At 62.3% G+C, this 15,862-nt stretch carries 17 protein-coding genes; 1 reads left to right on the top strand and 16 read right to left on the bottom strand.

Annotated features, from left to right (window positions below):
- Positions 1-6 precede the first annotated feature (6 nt).
- The 6 genes from BLU35_RS29990 to BLU35_RS30015 form a co-directional block, all read right to left on the bottom strand.
- Positions 7-1,479 (bottom strand): NAD(P)-binding domain-containing protein, encoded by a 1,473-nt coding sequence (locus BLU35_RS29990; protein WP_093235789.1) that lies wholly within the window; start codon positions 1,477-1,479, stop codon positions 7-9.
- A 13-nt stretch (positions 1,480-1,492) separates the two neighbouring features.
- A complete protein-coding gene (locus tag BLU35_RS29995; protein ID WP_093235790.1) occupies positions 1,493-2,563 on the bottom strand; it encodes an ABC transporter ATP-binding protein in 1,071 nt (356 codons plus the stop codon).
- Between the two features lie 5 nt (positions 2,564-2,568).
- Positions 2,569-3,360 carry an ABC transporter permease gene (locus tag BLU35_RS30000; RefSeq protein ID WP_093235791.1) on the bottom strand — a complete coding sequence of 264 codons (792 nt, stop codon included), beginning with the start codon at positions 3,358-3,360 and terminating at the stop codon, positions 2,569-2,571.
- A gap of 10 nt (positions 3,361-3,370) precedes the next feature.
- Positions 3,371-4,351 (bottom strand): ABC transporter permease, encoded by a 981-nt coding sequence (locus BLU35_RS30005; RefSeq protein WP_082641175.1) that lies wholly within the window; start codon positions 4,349-4,351, stop codon positions 3,371-3,373.
- Between the two features lie 77 nt (positions 4,352-4,428).
- Positions 4,429-5,529: an extracellular solute-binding protein gene (locus tag BLU35_RS30010; protein WP_093235792.1), complete on the bottom strand. Its 1,101-nt coding sequence runs from the start codon at positions 5,527-5,529 to the stop codon at positions 4,429-4,431.
- Positions 5,530-5,552: 23 nt separating this feature from the next.
- Positions 5,553-6,587 carry a LysR family transcriptional regulator gene (locus BLU35_RS30015; RefSeq protein ID WP_093235794.1) on the bottom strand — a complete coding sequence of 345 codons (1,035 nt, stop codon included), beginning with the start codon at positions 6,585-6,587 and terminating at the stop codon, positions 5,553-5,555.
- Positions 6,588-6,799: 212 nt separating this feature from the next.
- On the opposite strand from BLU35_RS30015, the gene BLU35_RS36445 reads away from it, so the two are divergent.
- A complete protein-coding gene (locus BLU35_RS36445) occupies positions 6,800-7,069 on the top strand; it encodes a hypothetical protein (protein ID WP_093235795.1) in 270 nt (89 codons plus the stop codon).
- A 135-nt stretch (positions 7,070-7,204) separates the two neighbouring features.
- Here BLU35_RS36445 and BLU35_RS30025 read toward each other — a convergent pair whose 3' ends face one another.
- The 10 genes from BLU35_RS30025 to BLU35_RS30070 all read right to left on the bottom strand — a co-directional run bounded on the left by BLU35_RS30025 (position 7,205) and on the right by BLU35_RS30070 (position 15,765).
- Positions 7,205-8,257, bottom strand: coding sequence for an alpha/beta hydrolase family protein (locus BLU35_RS30025; protein WP_093235797.1), 1,053 nt, complete (start codon positions 8,255-8,257; stop codon positions 7,205-7,207).
- Between the two features lie 170 nt (positions 8,258-8,427).
- Positions 8,428-8,760 (bottom strand): cupin domain-containing protein, encoded by a 333-nt coding sequence (locus BLU35_RS30030; protein WP_057251147.1) that lies wholly within the window; start codon positions 8,758-8,760, stop codon positions 8,428-8,430.
- 10 nt (positions 8,761-8,770) lie between these two features.
- The gene (locus tag BLU35_RS30035) at positions 8,771-9,775 is read right to left on the bottom strand and encodes a quinone oxidoreductase family protein (RefSeq protein ID WP_093235798.1); all 1,005 of its coding nucleotides are present in this window, start codon (positions 9,773-9,775) and stop codon (positions 8,771-8,773) included.
- 27 nt (positions 9,776-9,802) lie between these two features.
- Positions 9,803-10,681, bottom strand: a complete 879-nt coding sequence (locus BLU35_RS30040) for a beta-keto acid cleavage family enzyme (RefSeq protein ID WP_093235800.1) — start codon at positions 10,679-10,681, stop codon at positions 9,803-9,805.
- Between the two features lie 39 nt (positions 10,682-10,720).
- On the bottom strand, positions 10,721-11,662 hold the full coding sequence (locus BLU35_RS30045; protein ID WP_093235801.1) for a dioxygenase family protein: 942 nt from the start codon (positions 11,660-11,662) through the stop codon (positions 10,721-10,723).
- Positions 11,663-11,746: 84 nt separating this feature from the next.
- The gene (locus BLU35_RS30050; RefSeq protein ID WP_210185174.1) at positions 11,747-12,346 is read right to left on the bottom strand and encodes a glutathione S-transferase family protein; all 600 of its coding nucleotides are present in this window, start codon (positions 12,344-12,346) and stop codon (positions 11,747-11,749) included.
- 11 nt (positions 12,347-12,357) lie between these two features.
- The gene (locus BLU35_RS30055; protein ID WP_093235803.1) at positions 12,358-13,401 is read right to left on the bottom strand and encodes a branched-chain amino acid ABC transporter permease; all 1,044 of its coding nucleotides are present in this window, start codon (positions 13,399-13,401) and stop codon (positions 12,358-12,360) included.
- The gene (locus BLU35_RS30060) at positions 13,401-14,279 is read right to left on the bottom strand and encodes a branched-chain amino acid ABC transporter permease (protein WP_093235804.1); all 879 of its coding nucleotides are present in this window, start codon (positions 14,277-14,279) and stop codon (positions 13,401-13,403) included. Before BLU35_RS30060 ends, BLU35_RS30055 begins: the two co-directional genes overlap by 1 nt.
- 11 nt (positions 14,280-14,290) lie before the next feature.
- Positions 14,291-15,019: an ABC transporter ATP-binding protein gene (locus tag BLU35_RS30065; protein WP_093235805.1), complete on the bottom strand. Its 729-nt coding sequence runs from the start codon at positions 15,017-15,019 to the stop codon at positions 14,291-14,293.
- Positions 15,019-15,765, bottom strand: coding sequence for an ABC transporter ATP-binding protein (locus BLU35_RS30070; RefSeq protein WP_093235807.1), 747 nt, complete (start codon positions 15,763-15,765; stop codon positions 15,019-15,021). Before BLU35_RS30070 ends, BLU35_RS30065 begins: the two co-directional genes overlap by 1 nt.
- Positions 15,766-15,862: the final 97 nt, after the last annotated feature.

Consider the following 15,862-nt stretch of genomic DNA (forward strand, 5'->3'; position numbering starts at 1 on the left):
AGGGGTTCATGCCGTCTTCTGTGCCGGCGTTGGCGCATCGGCATCGACCCATTCGGTCCCGTCGAGTTCCGGCTTCTCGTAGGCGATGAGCGCTTCCCAATGGTAATCAACGTCACGAATGAAGAGCGAAGCGGCAACACCGCGCGCCAACCACAGGGCGCCCTCGCTAATGGCAGGGATATCGCCGCTGACCTTGCCGACGCTGACGGATGCGCCGTAGTTGAAGCAATGGATATCCATCAGCCAGGGTGCTGCACCCGGCTCCTTCTCGGTGAAGGAGAAGTCTCCGTTCAGCCAGGGAAAGCGCCCAAGTCCGGGATTCTCCTCCCCTGCCGGCGGCGTATAGCGGTGCTCCCAGCAGGCGATCTGGTCCTGATAGGGCGCTAGCTCGCCGCGGCTCAACGGATCGATCGTGAAACCCGTGCCGAGAATGACGAAATCGGTGCGGAAGATGCGGCCGCTGGTGGTGGTGATGACGACTTCACCGCCCTCCTCCTTCATCGACCGGATACCGCAGTCGAAGTGGAAATAGGCGTTCGCATGCCGGCTGACGCGCAGCGTCGAGTTGTGCGGCGCCGGCGTCTGCTGCTTGGCCGCATAGTCCATCAGGCGCCAGCGCCATTCCGGTGAAATCTCGGCAAAACCTGCGGTGACCCCGTAGGAACCGATGCCCATCAGCTTGTTGACCGTCGGCATCTCCTTGCGGCGGGCGAGAAGGCGCACCTCCCCTGCCCCCTGCTCCAACGCCTCTGCCGCATTGTCGACCGCCGAAGCGCCGACGCCGATGACGACGACGCGTTTGCCCTTCAGTCGATCGAAGTCGATGTCGTCGGCCGAATGCGCCCAGGAGGTATGCCGCTCAATGCCCATGACGAAGTCGGGAATGGTCGGTTCACCCAGGCCGTCGCGGCCGGTGGCCATCACCAATTTGCGGGTGACGATCGCAGGCTTTGCCCCACCGGCGATTTCAAGTTCCAGCAGCCCGTCGGCGCGCGGCACGACGCGGGTGACGTGCGTGTCATTCTCGACCGGAATGTCCATGACATCACGATACCAGCGGAGGTAATCCATCCACATCGGGCGCGGAATCCGGAACAATTCCTCCCATTCCGCTTCGCCATGGAGTGCCGTGAACCAAGCACGGAAGCTGAGCGAGGCAACCCCGAGCGCCGGGCCAAGAAGGATCTTCGGCGAGCGCAGCGTTTCCATGCGTGCATAGGTAACCCATGGCCCCTCATAGCCTTTCGGCGCGCGATCGACAATGCGAAGATTGGCGATGCCGGCGCGCGTCAGGGCATGCCAGGCAACGAGACCGCACATGCCGCCGCCGATGATGACCACATCGCTCACCGGTCCGCCATCCGATGTGGTGACGGGCTTCGACCAGTTGGCCGGTGGATAGTTGAGATAACTCAGGTCCTGCCTGACCCGCGCGTTCAGCTCCGCAAGCCGTTGCTGTTGTTGTAGATTGTTGATCATCCCGGTCTCCAGTTCAATTCGCCAGCAGGACGGCGTCCCGGTCGCGCCAGCCCACCCACACGTCGTCACCCTCGATATGCGAAAGCGCCACGGGATCGATCTGGACCAGTAGGCTGCTGCCGTTTTCGAGAGCGACGGTCAGCGTGGTGTGCGCGCCCTTGAAGACACGCTGATCGACGCGCCCCTTGAGCGCCGGCCGTCCTTCGGGCTTGCTCGACAGGCAGTAAAGCGCCTCCGGCCGAAGCGCCAACGTGGCGCGTTCACCGGGCACCGGCGACGTCCCGTTCACGTCCGCATGCACGACATCGCCGCGCCATTCGACAGCAGCGATTCCGTCGGAAACAGAGATGACCGCACCCTCGAGGAAATTGCTCTGGCCGATGAAATCCGCGACGAAACGGCTGCGGGGCCGGGCATAGAGCTCATCGGGGCCGCCCATCTGCTCGATCCTGCCCTTATTCATCACGACGATGACATCGGACATGGTCAGCGCCTCCTCCTGGTCGTGGGTGACGAAGATGAAGGTCTTGCCGGTCTTCTGCTGGATCGACTTCAGCTCGATCTGCATCTGCTGACGCAGCTTCGCATCGAGCGCCGAAAGCGGCTCGTCGAGCAAAAGCACGTTCGGATCGGGCGCCAGCGCCCGCATCAGGGCCACGCGCTGGCGCTGTCCCCCGGAGAGCTGCGCGGGCATGCGCTCGGCATGGTCCTGGAGCGAGACAAGGGAGAGAAGCTCGGTGACCCGTTTGTGGATCGCCGCATGCACCATGCCCTTCAATTCCAGGCCGAAGGCGATGTTGCGGCCGACGGTCAGATGCGGGAATAGCGCGTAGTCCTGGAAGACGATATTGACGTTGCGCTTGTTGGGAGGCAGGTGCGTGATCGGCTTGCCTTCGAGATAGATCTCCCCTGAGGTCGGGCTATCGAAGCCGCCGAGCATGCGCAGCGTCGTCGACTTGCCGCAGCCGGACGGGCCGAGCAACGTGACGAACTGGCCCGGCTCTATCGCCAGGTCGAGATCGTCGACGGCGGTAAGGGCCCCATAGGATTTGTTGACGTTCTTGAAATGGACGACAGGCTGCATTCGCGTCAGCTCCTGGAACGGCGGGTGAAATGCTCGGCATAGATGCCGATGGCGGTGGTGACGACGAGAACGATCGTTGCCATGGCGTTAATCTCCGGCGACATGCCCCCTTGCACCTTGGCGAAGATCAGCATGGGCAATGTCGGCTGGTAGCCGCCGAGGAAGAAGGTGCGGACGAAGTCGTCGATACTGGTCAGGACGCAGAAGATCATGCCGCCGAAGAGCGCCGGCATCAGATAGGGGATGGTGACGCGCAGGAAGGCGATGAAGGGATCGGCTCCGAGATCGCGCGCCGCGTCGACGAGATTGGCCGGCATCGAACGCAGCCGAGTCAGCACCATGATGATGACGAAGGGCACCGCGTGAACCGCATGCGCGAGGATGATCGCGAAGGTTCCGGTCGGAATGTCGACGGTGCGGATGAAGATGCGCATGGAAATGGCGTTGATCAGTCCCGGCACGACCGCAGGCAGACAGGCGAGCGCGAAGATGACCGCCTTGCCCCAGATTTTTTCCGCCGAAACGAGTAGCGCGATCCAGACGCCGATGATCGTTGCCGAAACGGTGGTGGCGAGTGCGATGCCGATCGAATAGAGCGAGGCTTCGAGGAACTGCTTGTCCTGGACCACCTTGGCGTACCACGAAAGGGTCCAATTGCCGATCGGGAAAGCGATGAAGTTCGCGTCCTTGAAGCTCATCGCCGTCATCAGCGTCAGCGGCAAGACCAGATAGACGGCGAAGATCCAATAGGACGCGCCGAACGCGGTTTTGGGGAGATCGTTGAAATAGGTTCGCATCGGCCCGCCCTCACATCAACCGGACGGAACGGCCGCCGACCACTCGCATGAAAAGCCCGACGGTCGTCAGCGACACCACGAGCATGATCATCGAGAACGCAGCGCCTTCCGGCCATTTGTCGTTCGACCCGTGGAACAGCGTCGCGATAACCTCGGGGAAAATGACTGAATTCGGGCCGCCCAGCAGCAGCGGCGCGGCGAAGACGCCGACGGCGGTCAGATAGACGAGGCTGCAACCGGAGACGATGCCGTCTTTCGAGAGCGGCAGGATGACCCGGCGGAACCGTTGGAAAGGCCCGGCGCCGAGATCGGCCGCCGCCTGGATCAACGGCGTCGGTATCTTCTCGATCGCCGAATAGAGCGGCAGGAGCATGTAGAGCGCCAGCAGGTAGATGACGCCGAAGCTCAGCGAAAAGAAGGTGTAGAGCATCGGGATCGGCCGGTCGATGAAGCCGAATTCCCTGAGGAGCACGTTCAGCGCTCCACGATTGGCAAGCAACATGATGACCGAAAAGGTACGGATCAGCTCGCCGGCCCAGAAGGGAATGAGCAACAGCAGCAATGCCCGCATCCGGTTCTTCGGCTGCACCACCTTCGCGACGTAGTAGGCGACGGGATAGACGATCACCAGCGTCGAGATCGTGACCACCGCGGCAAAGACCAGGCTGCGGACGAAGGGCACGAAATAGAGCCGGTCGGAAAAGAAAAGCCCGTAATTTGCCAGCGTGTACTCGCTGCTCTTGTCGGGTTGCGGCGGATAGTTGGCGAGAAGGCTGATATTGGCCATCTGCAGGATCGGCCCGATGTGCAGCATGGCGATCCACAGCAGCGGCACGCCCGCAAGCACGGCGAGACGCACACGTCGGCTGTCGACGAGAAGCCCGATCGTGTTGCGATAGAGTCCCGAACTCGCCGCCCTGCCGATCCATCCGGCGTAGCGCGGTGCCGTCGGCAAACCGACGGATCGCGGTTGCGTTGTCGTATCCAGCATTCTTTTGTTCCCGGCTCTGGAAGAGTCCATTTTTTATGGGTGACCGGCCGGAACGCCGGTCACCCAGAAGGCCGCAGTCAGGCTGCCTTGATCTCCGCAGCGGCCTTGTCGATCATGTCGTTCTTCATGTCGCGGTTGATCGAGCTGAAGAACTGGATGCGTTCGACCTGCTCGGGCGGCAGCGACAGGGCCGCGCGCTCCTTGTCGTTCAGCACCTTGTCGACCCCGTCGAAGGCCGAAGAGAAGCCGGACTGACGGGTCATCGCCGCGCCGATTTCCGGCGAGGACAGGATCGCATCAAGGAAGGTGTAGGCGGCGGCCGCGTTCGGCGCGTTGTTGACGACGTTGAACGAATAGAGGAAGCCGAAGGTCCCTTCCTTGGGCACCGAGATCTCGATCGGATGGCCGTCCATGACGAGCTTGGCGGCCGGCCCGGACCAGGCCTGCGCCAGATAGATGTCCTCGTTGACGAACATCTGCTGCAGCTCGGAGCCCGCATCGTAGTATTTGCGCACCTTGTCCTTGTGCTGGATCAGGAAGTCACGCGCCTGGTTCGTTGCGGTCTGCGCTACATCAGGCTTGCCGCCATAGGTCACATAGTCGCCGTCATTGCCCTGGTAGCGCATGACGATGGAGAGGAAGTCGCTGACGATGTACGACGTCAGGTTCTTGTTCTCGTCATCGAACATGATGCCCCAGCTATCGGAGGCCTTGGCGTATTCCGTGTTGCGTACGAGACCCTCAAAGCCCGCAAGCAGCGGCACGCCGAAGGTCTTGCCGTCCACGGTGAGCTGCGGCGCACCCTTGTAGGCGGCGGCAAGCTTGTCCCAGTTCTTGAGCCGCGCGGTGTCGAGGGACGCCAGCAAGTTGGACTTCATGAACTGAGACAGGCGGTGGCCGGTAACGGTCACGATGTCCGTGGAAGGCGTGGCACCTTCGGCGGTCAGCAGGTTGTACTGCTTTCCCTGGTCGTCGGTCAGCCGGATGCGGACCTCGATGCCCGTATCCTTCTGGAACTGGTCGATGAAGGACTGCGGTACGAATTTGTCATAGGTCGTGATGTTGACGACCTTACTCTCAGCAAAGGCGGGACGGATGATCGATGGCGCGGCCAATACGCCTGCGCCCGTCGCCAGCAGTTTCAAAGTCGAGCGGCGGGTTACGTCCAAATTTTTCATGTCGTTCTCCTCATTTTACGAGCTCAGTTTTCGTTCTCGGGCGTGTCGAGCTTTTGCTCCCCTTTATCTCGCTGCCGGTTGTCCGACAGCGTGCCATCGCCGGCATTTCGGCCGGCGAAGGTCTTTTCGGCGATGCGCGCCATCTGTCGCGGATCGTGGACGGTGAAATCCGGCATGCGCTCCGATGCGATCCGCGCGATGCGTTGAACCAGTTCCTGGACGCCGGCCGAGAGCGGGCGCGAGGCCGCCGACAGGATCGCCCAAAGGAAGGGAATCTCGACATCAAGCGGGCGAACTGCGACGGGCGCCGATTGCAGGCCATAGGCCGTCGCTGGCTCGATGATCGCGACGCCGAGCCCGAGCGATGCGATCTGCACGGCATTGTTGGCCGCATTGGTCGCGATGACGCGATTGGGCCGCACGTTGGCCGCCTCCAGTGCTTCATCGACACGGCGGCGCAAACGAAACGGATTGGCCATGGTTATGAGGGTGCGTCCGGCGAGGTCCGCGATCGAAATCACGTCCTTCGCAGCCAGAGGATCGTGCGGCGCTACCGCGGCCACGCAGCGCCCCTCGAAAAACCCCTGCACTTCCAGCCCCGGCTGATCGGCCGGCAGAGAGGTCACGCAGAAATCCGCAGTGCGCGCGAGCACCGACTGCACGGCCGCTTCCGCCGGCATGCTGCGAAGCTGGATTGTGTGCGGCAGAAAATGCTCGGGTAGCTCCGCAAGCGCGATCGGGATGATGCCACTCGCAAAAGCCGGCGTTGCGGCGATCTCGATCGGCTCGGGTTCCTTGCCGGCAATCGCCTTGGCTCGATTGCGCAGGTGGCCGATGCCGCTGAGAAAGCGCTCGGCATCTTCGTGGAAGGCAATCCCCTTGTCGGTCGGGGAGATCTTAGGTCCATTTCGCTCGAACAGCGCAAATCCAAGCGACGTTTCCAGATCCTGAATAAGCCGCGTCACCTGCGACTGCGATCGGTCAAGCATGCGGGCGGCGCCGGTGATGCTGCCTGTCGACATGACTGCGAGAAAGGCCTCGAGATCGCGAACTTCCATGGATTATCATGCGCTCCATGCATTGTGACTTACTCATACTGCATAAAACGCATTCTATGCGCTAGTGACAAAAGACAAGTTTCTTTGTTGGAGCCGTTCGTAGAAGATCCGATCAGCCGGCTCCTAACGGGACACATCGGCTCTTGGTCCGTCTCAAAGACCGTGAGGGCCGGCCTTCGAGAGCTTCTGAAGCGGATTGCAGGGAGGGGTTTATGCGTCTCGGTGTTCTCGGCGCGGGTGCGATCGCTTGCGACATGGCGGCTTTCCTCGCCAAGGCCGGTCGTTGTCAGTTCGCACAGCTCCTTCGGTGCGCTCTATCTGCCGCGACGGATGGCACGGAGGGCGTGAGCTTGCCCATCAACGTCTGGGGCGTGACGCTTCTGACCGGCCGTCAGCAAGCTGACCAGCCTTCTCGGCCGCATCGTCGGCCACTGTTCTCGGCGGCGATGGGCCGCAATCTCGTGAGCGACAACGACCTTTAGCTTTCGCCGACGGCACTGATTGCGCTTTGTGAGGAATGGCCGTCCGCGAGAGGCTGCTATGCAAACGGCGTTGACTCTTGCCCGTGACCTCGGTCGGGCCAAGCGAGACGGCCGCGCTAGTGGGCCTAGCGGCCGTTACCGGCTCAAACGCTCCGCCACCCAATCGGCGACGAGCGGGCGATAGAGCCAAGGGATGTTGTTGCAGACGTGGTTGCCCTCCTCGAATATGTGTAGCTCGGCTCCACGAGAGCAGATGTCGGCACACTTCGCCGCTTCGGAGGGTGGGAAGATCCTGTCACGGCCGCCGTGAAGAATGAGAGCCGGCACAGTTGGCGGAGCGCAGCCCCTAAGCGTAAAACAATCCGCGCGCTCGCGGACGTCCTCGCCGCCAAGTGAGAAGCGCATATTGTCTCGATAGACTTGCGGCAGTTCGCCCCAGAACCCGCCGAGATCGAAGAAGCCGTTGATGGAGACGATGCCAGCCGCTGTCGGCACCGACGCAGCCGCGCGCAGGGCGAGAAAGCCGCCGAAGGCCATGCCGACGAGGGCGACCTTTCCCGAAAGTCTCGGATGCGCTTCTACCGACGTGATTGCCGCCTGAACGGCCGGACCAATATCCGGGCGCAACGCTCCCATCGAACGCCCCTCGCCCTGCCCGGGTCCGTCGAAAGACATGGTGGCAACACCGCGGGCATGGAAATGCCGCTCGAATGCCGGGAACTCCTCCTTGGTCGAATCCGAGCCGGGAATGATCAGCGCCAGCGGATAGCGGCTTTCTCCCTTCGGGATCCGCAGGGACGCCTGCAGGACCCCGCCTTCGAACGGTACGGCGATCATCTCAGCCGGCGGATCGAGTGAGGGAGCGGCGAGGTGGTAGAGTTCCACCTTCCGAGCGGCTGCCCTCGCCTTGGCTTCAAGGTCTTCGAACGCCATGAACTGTCCGAAATGATAGAAAAGGCTCGCGCGGGCATAGGCCTCGCCCGCTGTTATGTGGCGACCGACAGCAAGAGCCATATCGCCGAGTTCGGCCTGACGCTCGCCCTCTTCGCTCCAAGTCGAAAGCCATTTTTGCCATACTCCGGCGCGCTCGATCACCGCGCGCGCCGTCACCGACGGTATCCCGGCAACCTCCATGCGCGGGAGCCAGTGCTCGACGACGCTGGCCAACCGGTTTTCACTCTGCACCATGCTCGTCCTCCCGTATGCTGACATCTTCATCGAGCCGAACGCCACCGATCACCATTGCTCCCGGCGCGATACAAAATCGACCGTCGCTGGGAATGCGTGGCTCACGCACCCCCAGCCTGTACCGACCCGATGACCGCATCAATGCTCTCCACCAGTCTTCGGCGACGCGCTCAGGTCGGCATGGCGAGAAGGATGGACGCCGGCGCATTGGTGCGGTTGACGAGCGCGCGCGCCTCGCCGGGTGCCAGCCGGCAACTGTCGAGAAAGCCCAGTGTGGCGCTCTCGGTGCCGGTTTCGACCGTTACCTCGCCCGCAACGACGATGTAGATCTTTTCGACCGTGGCGTCTTTCAGCGACGTATGGCCGCCAGGCAGGAGGTGCGACAGGCCGATCCAGATCGTATCGGTCGTCGTCGCCTCCTTTCCCTGAAGCCGCAGACAATGCATGCCGTAATGCTCTGCCGCCTCGTATGGCTTGGCGCCGCCATAGCGTGTCACCTGCATCGCCCACTCCTTAAGGCACCAGCAGCACGCGCTCGGGCGTGCCGCGCAACACCGAAGCATAGGCCTTTGCGGCGTCGGAGAGGCCGTAGACGGTCGCCGGATTGATCGGGAACGGCTTCAGCTTGCCCTCTTCGAACTTCAGCTTGAGGTTGTCGAAGATACGCGCGCCCTCGACGGAAGACAGTGCCAGCGTGTCGATGCCGATATATTTGTGGCGGCCTCGGAAGAAGTTGAAGATATCGAAAGGCACTGCGCGATCGAAGGTGGAGATGAACACCTGTCGAGCCTGCTTCGCCATCGCGTTGTTGGCGATTTCGAAATAGGGGCTGCCGACCGTGTTGAAGACGATGTCGGCGCCGTGGCCGCCGGTCTTCTCGCGCACGATCGCGGCGACATCATCCTTGGCGCTGTTCAGCATCTCAACGGGCGCGTTGGTATGCGCCAGCAGCGGCTGCTCGTTGTATTCGACCGCAAAGACCTTGGCCCCCGCCATGGTCGCCAGTTGGATGGCCGCCTGCCCCACCTTGCCATTGCCGCCGCAGACGAGCACGACATCCGTCGGCTGCACGCCGCCGGCTTCGCGCAGGCCCTCATAGGCGGTGATGAAGGGCACGCCGATCGAGCCGGCTTCCTGCATCGTGAAATTCGCGGGCTTGGCACGCACGGCCTTCTGATCGAGCACCATCCATTTGGCGTGGCTGCCGTCCTGGCTGATGCCGAGCTCGCCGCCGCCACCCCAGATCTCCATGCCGATCATCGACGACGGACCTTCGCGCACGATGCCGCCGAAATCGCGACCGGGCGTGCGAGGCCAGACGGCGTGCGGCATGTGTCCGAGGGATGCTTTCACGTCGCTGGGGTTTACCCCTGCCGCCATGATCTCCACCAGCACCTGGCCCGGTCCCGGTCGCGGCACCGCAACGTCGACGACGTCGATCTTGAGATTGTCGAGATCGGGGGATTTTTCCGTCACCCTCAATGCCCGGGCGATCTTGGCGTCCACCTGAATGTTCATTCTATGCCTCCTTGCAGATATCAATGCTTATGCGCGCAGTCCGAGGATCTCACGGGTCTGGGAAGGCTCGGCGATCCTTCCGCCGAGCTTCTCGATCAGGTCTCTTGCCCGTTCGACCAGTTCGCCATTGCCTTTGGCGAGCACGCCCTTGGCGATGTAGGAGTTGTCCTCCAGGCCAACGCGGACGTGACCGCCGAGCAGATAGGCCTGGACGGCCATCGGGAACGACATTCGACCAACCCCGAACCCGGTCCAGACGGCGTCGCCGGGCAGCATGCGAGCGGCGGTCGCCATGACGTCGGTGGTCGACGGGAAGCCGTACTTGACGCCGGTCACGATCGTGAACATCGCCGGCGACTTCAGCACGCCCGCTTTCAAAAGGTCCTGTGCGAGCTGGATATGCCCGGTATCGAAGACCTCGAGCTCCGGCTTGGAACCCGCCTCGTTGATGATGTCGGCCATGATCTTGACGTTGGCCGGCGTGTTGATCACGACTTCCGACCCGAAGGTCATGGTGTTGAGATCGAGCGTGGCGATGTCCGGTTTCAGCGCGACAATGTGCTCGACCCGCTTTTCCGGCCGCATCAGCGTGGTCCGTGGTCCGGCGATCGCTGGGTTTTCATCGCTCGGGTGGTAGCGCCCGCCAGGGCCGGTCGTCACGTTGAGGATCAGCGCCGTGTTCTTCGCCCGTATGCGCTCGACGACCTCGCGGTAGTATCCAAGCTCCATGGAGGGCTTCGCCGTAACCGGGTCCCGCACGTGAATATGCGCGATCGCCGCACCGGCATCGGCCGCTTCCAGGCAGGAATTGGCGATCTCCTCGGGCGTGACGGGAAGTGCGGGGGTGTTCTCCCGGGTCGTGAGGTTGCCCGTGACCGCACAGGTAATGATGACGTTCTGCTGCATCACTGGCTCCCCTTCCCATGGCGCGACCTGTTTGATCCGTCAGCCATGATGCGCCACCTTCTTTCCGGAGATCGGAGGCTCCGGCAGGATCGATTGGCCCTCCACCAGTTTGAAGTGATAGTTGCAGCTGTAGAATGGCGCCTGGGCGCCTGGAAATTCGGCGTCCGGGCTGTCGTGCCGGAAGAATTTCCCGACAATCTGCTGTTTCGCGCCGAAAACAACGTCGGTTACCAGGGCTTCGTGACTGTCGGAAAAGATCTGGGTGACGAGCGTCTTGTAGCCGGGTGCCGAGACGATGAAGTGGATGTGGGCCGGACGCATTGGCGCCCGCTTCTGTGCCCGCAGGAGGTCGCCGACCGGCCCATCGGTTGGAACCGGATAGCCTGCCGGTTTCACGGACACGAAATGAAAGTTTCCATCGCTATCCGTCGTGAACCGGCCGCGCAGGTTGAAGTCGTCCTGCGTCTCGTCCTGGTTCTCGTAGAGCCCGACCGGGGACGCCTGCCATACATCGAGGGTCGCCCCCTCGACGGGCCGACCGACGGGACCCGTCACACGACCTGTGAAATAGAGCTTCGGCCCAGGCGTATCGGAGCGCGCGATGCAGTCGCCGTTCACACATTTCGGCGCGCCACCGCGATAGAATGGCCCGAGAAGCGCCGACAGCGTCTCGCCCTGCATGCCGTCGTTGTTGATCAGATCGATCAGCGTCGATGCGCCGAGCACGTCGGCGGCAAGCACCGTTTCGTTGTGGGCCTCATTGGTCGCCTGTCCGAGCGCCGTGATCCAGCGCAGGGCGTATTCGAACTCCGCCTCGGTCGGACGCGTCTCCAGCAGAAACGCATGCAGATGGCTGACCATCGCATCCATGAGCTGTTTGAGCCGCGGATCGTCTCCGTGCGACATGGCGGCAAGCACCGTCGGCGTGACATCGGTTTCCTTCGAGATCAGTTTTACTTCGGGGCTGATATGGCTGTTCATCCCTGTTCTCCTTTCCGCGTCACTGGCCTGACTGGGAGACCCGAAGTTCGGGCTTCGCCGACCTCAGGTGCGGGTATTTTTCGGTCAGCAGCGACCCGTAGTAGTAGGTCTCGGTGAAGTCATCTCATCGCCCATGATCCACGGTCCGCCATTGTCGGAGAGCCAGCTCGCCATGCGCTGAACACCGCGTTGCAGGCGGCCGAGCGCTTCGTTCATTTCCTGCTCCGGGAAGCCGGTGCGCCCCATCTTCATCAGGAACTCGCGACGAAGCGGCTTTGCGTCACAGACCGCCTGGAACTCCTCTGCCGTCATCGCCTGGTAGTGCGGCAGGAAGGCGAGGTTGTAGGAAGGCACCCGGATCGCAGGTGTCGGTACTTCGTCGATGAAGCGCATCATCGCCCGCATCTTCGCCGCTCCGAAGGCGTCCCGTGGTCGAAACGCACCTGGGAGAATGTCCTCGAGATACTCCATGATGACGGCGGAGTCGGTGACCGCACGGCCCTGGTGAACGAGCGAAGGCACGACCCCATTCGGATTGATGGCGAGGTATTCGGGTTTCAGCTGATCGCCGGTGAAGAGATCGAGCTTGTGCTCCTCGAAGGCGAGGCCCTTCGCGTGCAGAACGTATCGCACCCGTTGGCTGCACGTCGATTGAGGAGCGTTGTAGAGAATGAAGTCCTGCATGGTCGCCTCCATCAATCCCAGTTGAGGACGCGGGGCAGCTTGCCCTTACGGGCCAGCGTCCCGATCACGCCGTTGGGGAAGAACATCAGTCCCAGGACCATGACGAAACCGGTCGCCATGATGTTGATCTCGGACGCGCCGAGCGTCGCCACGAAGATTTCGTTGAAGGCCACGATCAGGATCGCACCCACGACAGGCCCGGCAATCGTGCCCTTGCCGCCGAGGATACACATCAACACCAGGTTTGCCGAAACGAGGATGATCAAGAAAATGTTCGGCCGGAGATAGGTGAGGTATTCGCCCCAGACCGCACCCGCCATCCCGACGAAGAATGCCGACAACGCGAAGGCAAGGACCTTGTAGAAGCGGGTGTTGATGCCGGCGCTCTCCGCCTTGACCTCGTCCTTGGAAAGCGCGCGCAGGCCCAGCCCGAACTTGGAATGCTTGATGCGATAGGTCGCCCATACGGTGAAGGCAGCCATCAGCACGAAGGCATAGTAATAGGGCAGTTTGGCAGTCTCCACCGGCAGGTCGGTCACCGGCAGCGACAAGCCATTGGCGCCGCCGATGAACTCCCAGTGATCGAACAGGATACGGGCGATCATCAGGAGCGCGATGGAGGAGATGATGAAGCTCGGGCCGCGAACCTTCAGCGTGATGAGGCCGATGAGATAACCGCAGACGGCAGCCACCAGCCCGGCGAGCGGTGCCGTCAGCAGCGATGAGACCCCGTATCGCGCCAGGAGCACGCCTGAGAAATAGCCGCCGATCGCGAAGAAGACCGCGTGTCCGAGCGAGATGTAGCCGGCGAAGCCGCCGATGATGTTCCAGCCGCTGGCCATGACCGCATACGAGGCCGTAAACAGGACGAGATGCAGCAGGTAGTTGTAGTTGCCGGTCAGTTGCAGGAGCGGCAGGGCGAGCAGGACGCCGAGCACGGCCAGGGGAAACCATGTGGCGCGGGTCTGGTCATGCTGGCGCGCAAGCTTCTGATTGTGAATGCGACGGGCCTCGAGCACCGAGCTCGCGTCGGCTTGTTGCAGGTTTGCGGCCATTATGCCAACTCCGGTTTTTCGCCGAACAGGCCCTGGGGACGGATCAGCAGGATGACGAAGAGTGCGAGAAAGAAGGTCATGGTCGACCAGGTGGCGCCCACCCAGGTGCCGACGAAGGCGGCGATGACCGAGAGAAGGAGCGAGGCGACGACGGTGCCGAGCACGCTGCCCATGCCGCCGAGGACGACGACCGACATCAGCATCGCGATCCATTCCCACTGCTTGGCGGGGAAGAAGCTGAAGACGAAGCTCACCAAAGAGCCTGCAGCGCCGGCAAGCCCGATCCCGATCGCGAAGGCCACCATGCTGATCAGGTTGACATTGACGCCGAGAAGCTCAGCAGCCTCGCGGTTCTGGGTCGTTGCGCGGATGGCGTAGCCAAGCCGCGAGTAGTTGAGGAACAGCGTCAGCGCACCGATGATCGCCAGCGAAACGGCACCGGCATAGAACTGCCCCTTCGGAATGAACAGGCTGCCGATGAAGAAGGCATCCGTCGCGTAATCGGGCGAGGTCACGCGCTGGGTGTTGGTGAAGGCGGCACCGAGGAAACCTTCGACGATCATGGCCAGTGCGAAGGTCAAAAGCACTGTCATTTCCGAGTAGCGCGCGCTTTTTGCCTGGCTTTCGAACATGAGACGGTAGAGAAGCACGCCGATTGCAGCCATGATCAGTGCCGCGATCGGCAACGTCGCGATCGGGTCGAGACCCCAAAGCTTGAATGCCCAGTAGCTGACATAGGCGCCGCTGATGATCAGTGAGGGGTGTGCCAGGTTGACGATGCGCATGACGCCAAAGACCAGCGAAAGGCCGGATCCCATCAGCGCGATCACGCCGCCAAGCGCGAGGCCGAGTATCAGTATCTGAAGAATGTCTGTCATCACGTCCTCCGCTACGCGACCTTGCGGCCGCCGAGGTAAAGTTCCTGGATGCGAGGGTCCGCCAGTACCGCTTCAGCCGCCCCTTCGAAGAGGGTGCGGCCGAGGTCGAGGACAACGCCCCAGTCGGAATTCTTGAGGCCCATCATCGCGTTCTGCTCAACGAGCAGCACCGTGACGCCCTCCTGGGACATCATCTTCATGATGTCGAACATCTCGTGGACCACCTTCGGCGCGAGTCCGAGGGAGGGTTCATCCAGCATGACGATGTCCGGCTTGACGATCAGCGTCCGCGCCATGGCCAGCGTCTGCTGCTGGCCGCCCGACATGGTTCCGGCATGCTGATCGGCCCGTTCGCGCAGAACCGGGAAGCGCTCGAGGATTTCGTCGATGCGGCGGTCGCGCAGTTTCGCGTCGTCGAGCACGTATCCGCCCATGCGCAGGTTTTCGCGCACCGTCATCTTCGGAAACAGCGCGCGTTCCTGCGGCACGAAACAGATGCCCTTGCGAAGGATCTGGTCCGGGCGCAGCCCGTTCAGACGCTCGCCCTTGAAGACGACATCGCCCTTGCGGATCGTCAGCATGCCGCAGATCGCCTTCAACAGCGTGGACTTGCCGGCGCCATTTGGGCCGATGATGCAGTGGACCTTCCCAGGCTCGACCGTCAGACGGGCGCCATCAAGGATGGCAGGGCCGTCGCCGTAGCCGGCAGTGATGTTGGTGACTTGCAAAAGATCGCTCATCAGGCCGCTTCCTCTTCCAGTACGCCGCCCAGATAGGCTTCGAGCACATGCGGATCGCGACGCACCACATCGGGCGTGCCGTCGCAGATCACCCGCCCGTGCGCCATGACGACGACGCGGTGCGAAAGCCGCATGATCAGGTCCATGTTGTGTTCGACGATGAGGACCGTCAGCCCCTTGGCATTGAGCGCCCTGATGTGGCCGACGATCTCCTCGAGCAGCGTCGGATTGACGCCGCCGGCCGGCTCGTCCAGCAGAATGATCTTGGGATCGGCCATCAGCAGCGCGGCCAGATCCATCAGTTTCTTCTGGCCGTAGGACAGGTTGTGCCCGTCCTCGTAGGCAATGCGGGTGATCCCGAGGAAATCGAGGATCGACATCGCCTTGTCCCGCTCGTCCGCCGAGATTGCGGGCCGAAACAGCTCCATAAACCCGCGGCAGCGTGCCTGGACGATCACGTTTTCCAGCACCGTCATGTCGGCGAGATTGCGTGAGATCTGGAACGTCCGGCTAAGACCCTTTGCGGTGATCTTGTGCGGACGCAGCTTGTCGATGCGTTCTCCGTCCAGCCAGACCTCGCCGGAAGTCGGAACGACGGTGCGGCTGATGCAATTGAAGGCCGTGGTCTTGCCGGCGCCGTTCGGGCCGATGAGTGCCGTGATCGAGCCTTTCTCGACCGTGAAGCTTGCGCCATCCACGGCGCGAATTCCGCCGTAGTGCTTGCACAGGTTCTTAACCTCGAGCATCCGCGCGATCTCCTTTCAGTAGATATCTCAGTAGTAGACGCCTGCCGATCGGGAGAGCGCACCGCATGCGGAACGCCCTCCCCTATCTCGCAAACGG

Source organism: Sinorhizobium sp. NFACC03, from assembly GCF_900103435.1.
Classification (GTDB): domain Bacteria; phylum Pseudomonadota; class Alphaproteobacteria; order Rhizobiales; family Rhizobiaceae; genus Ensifer.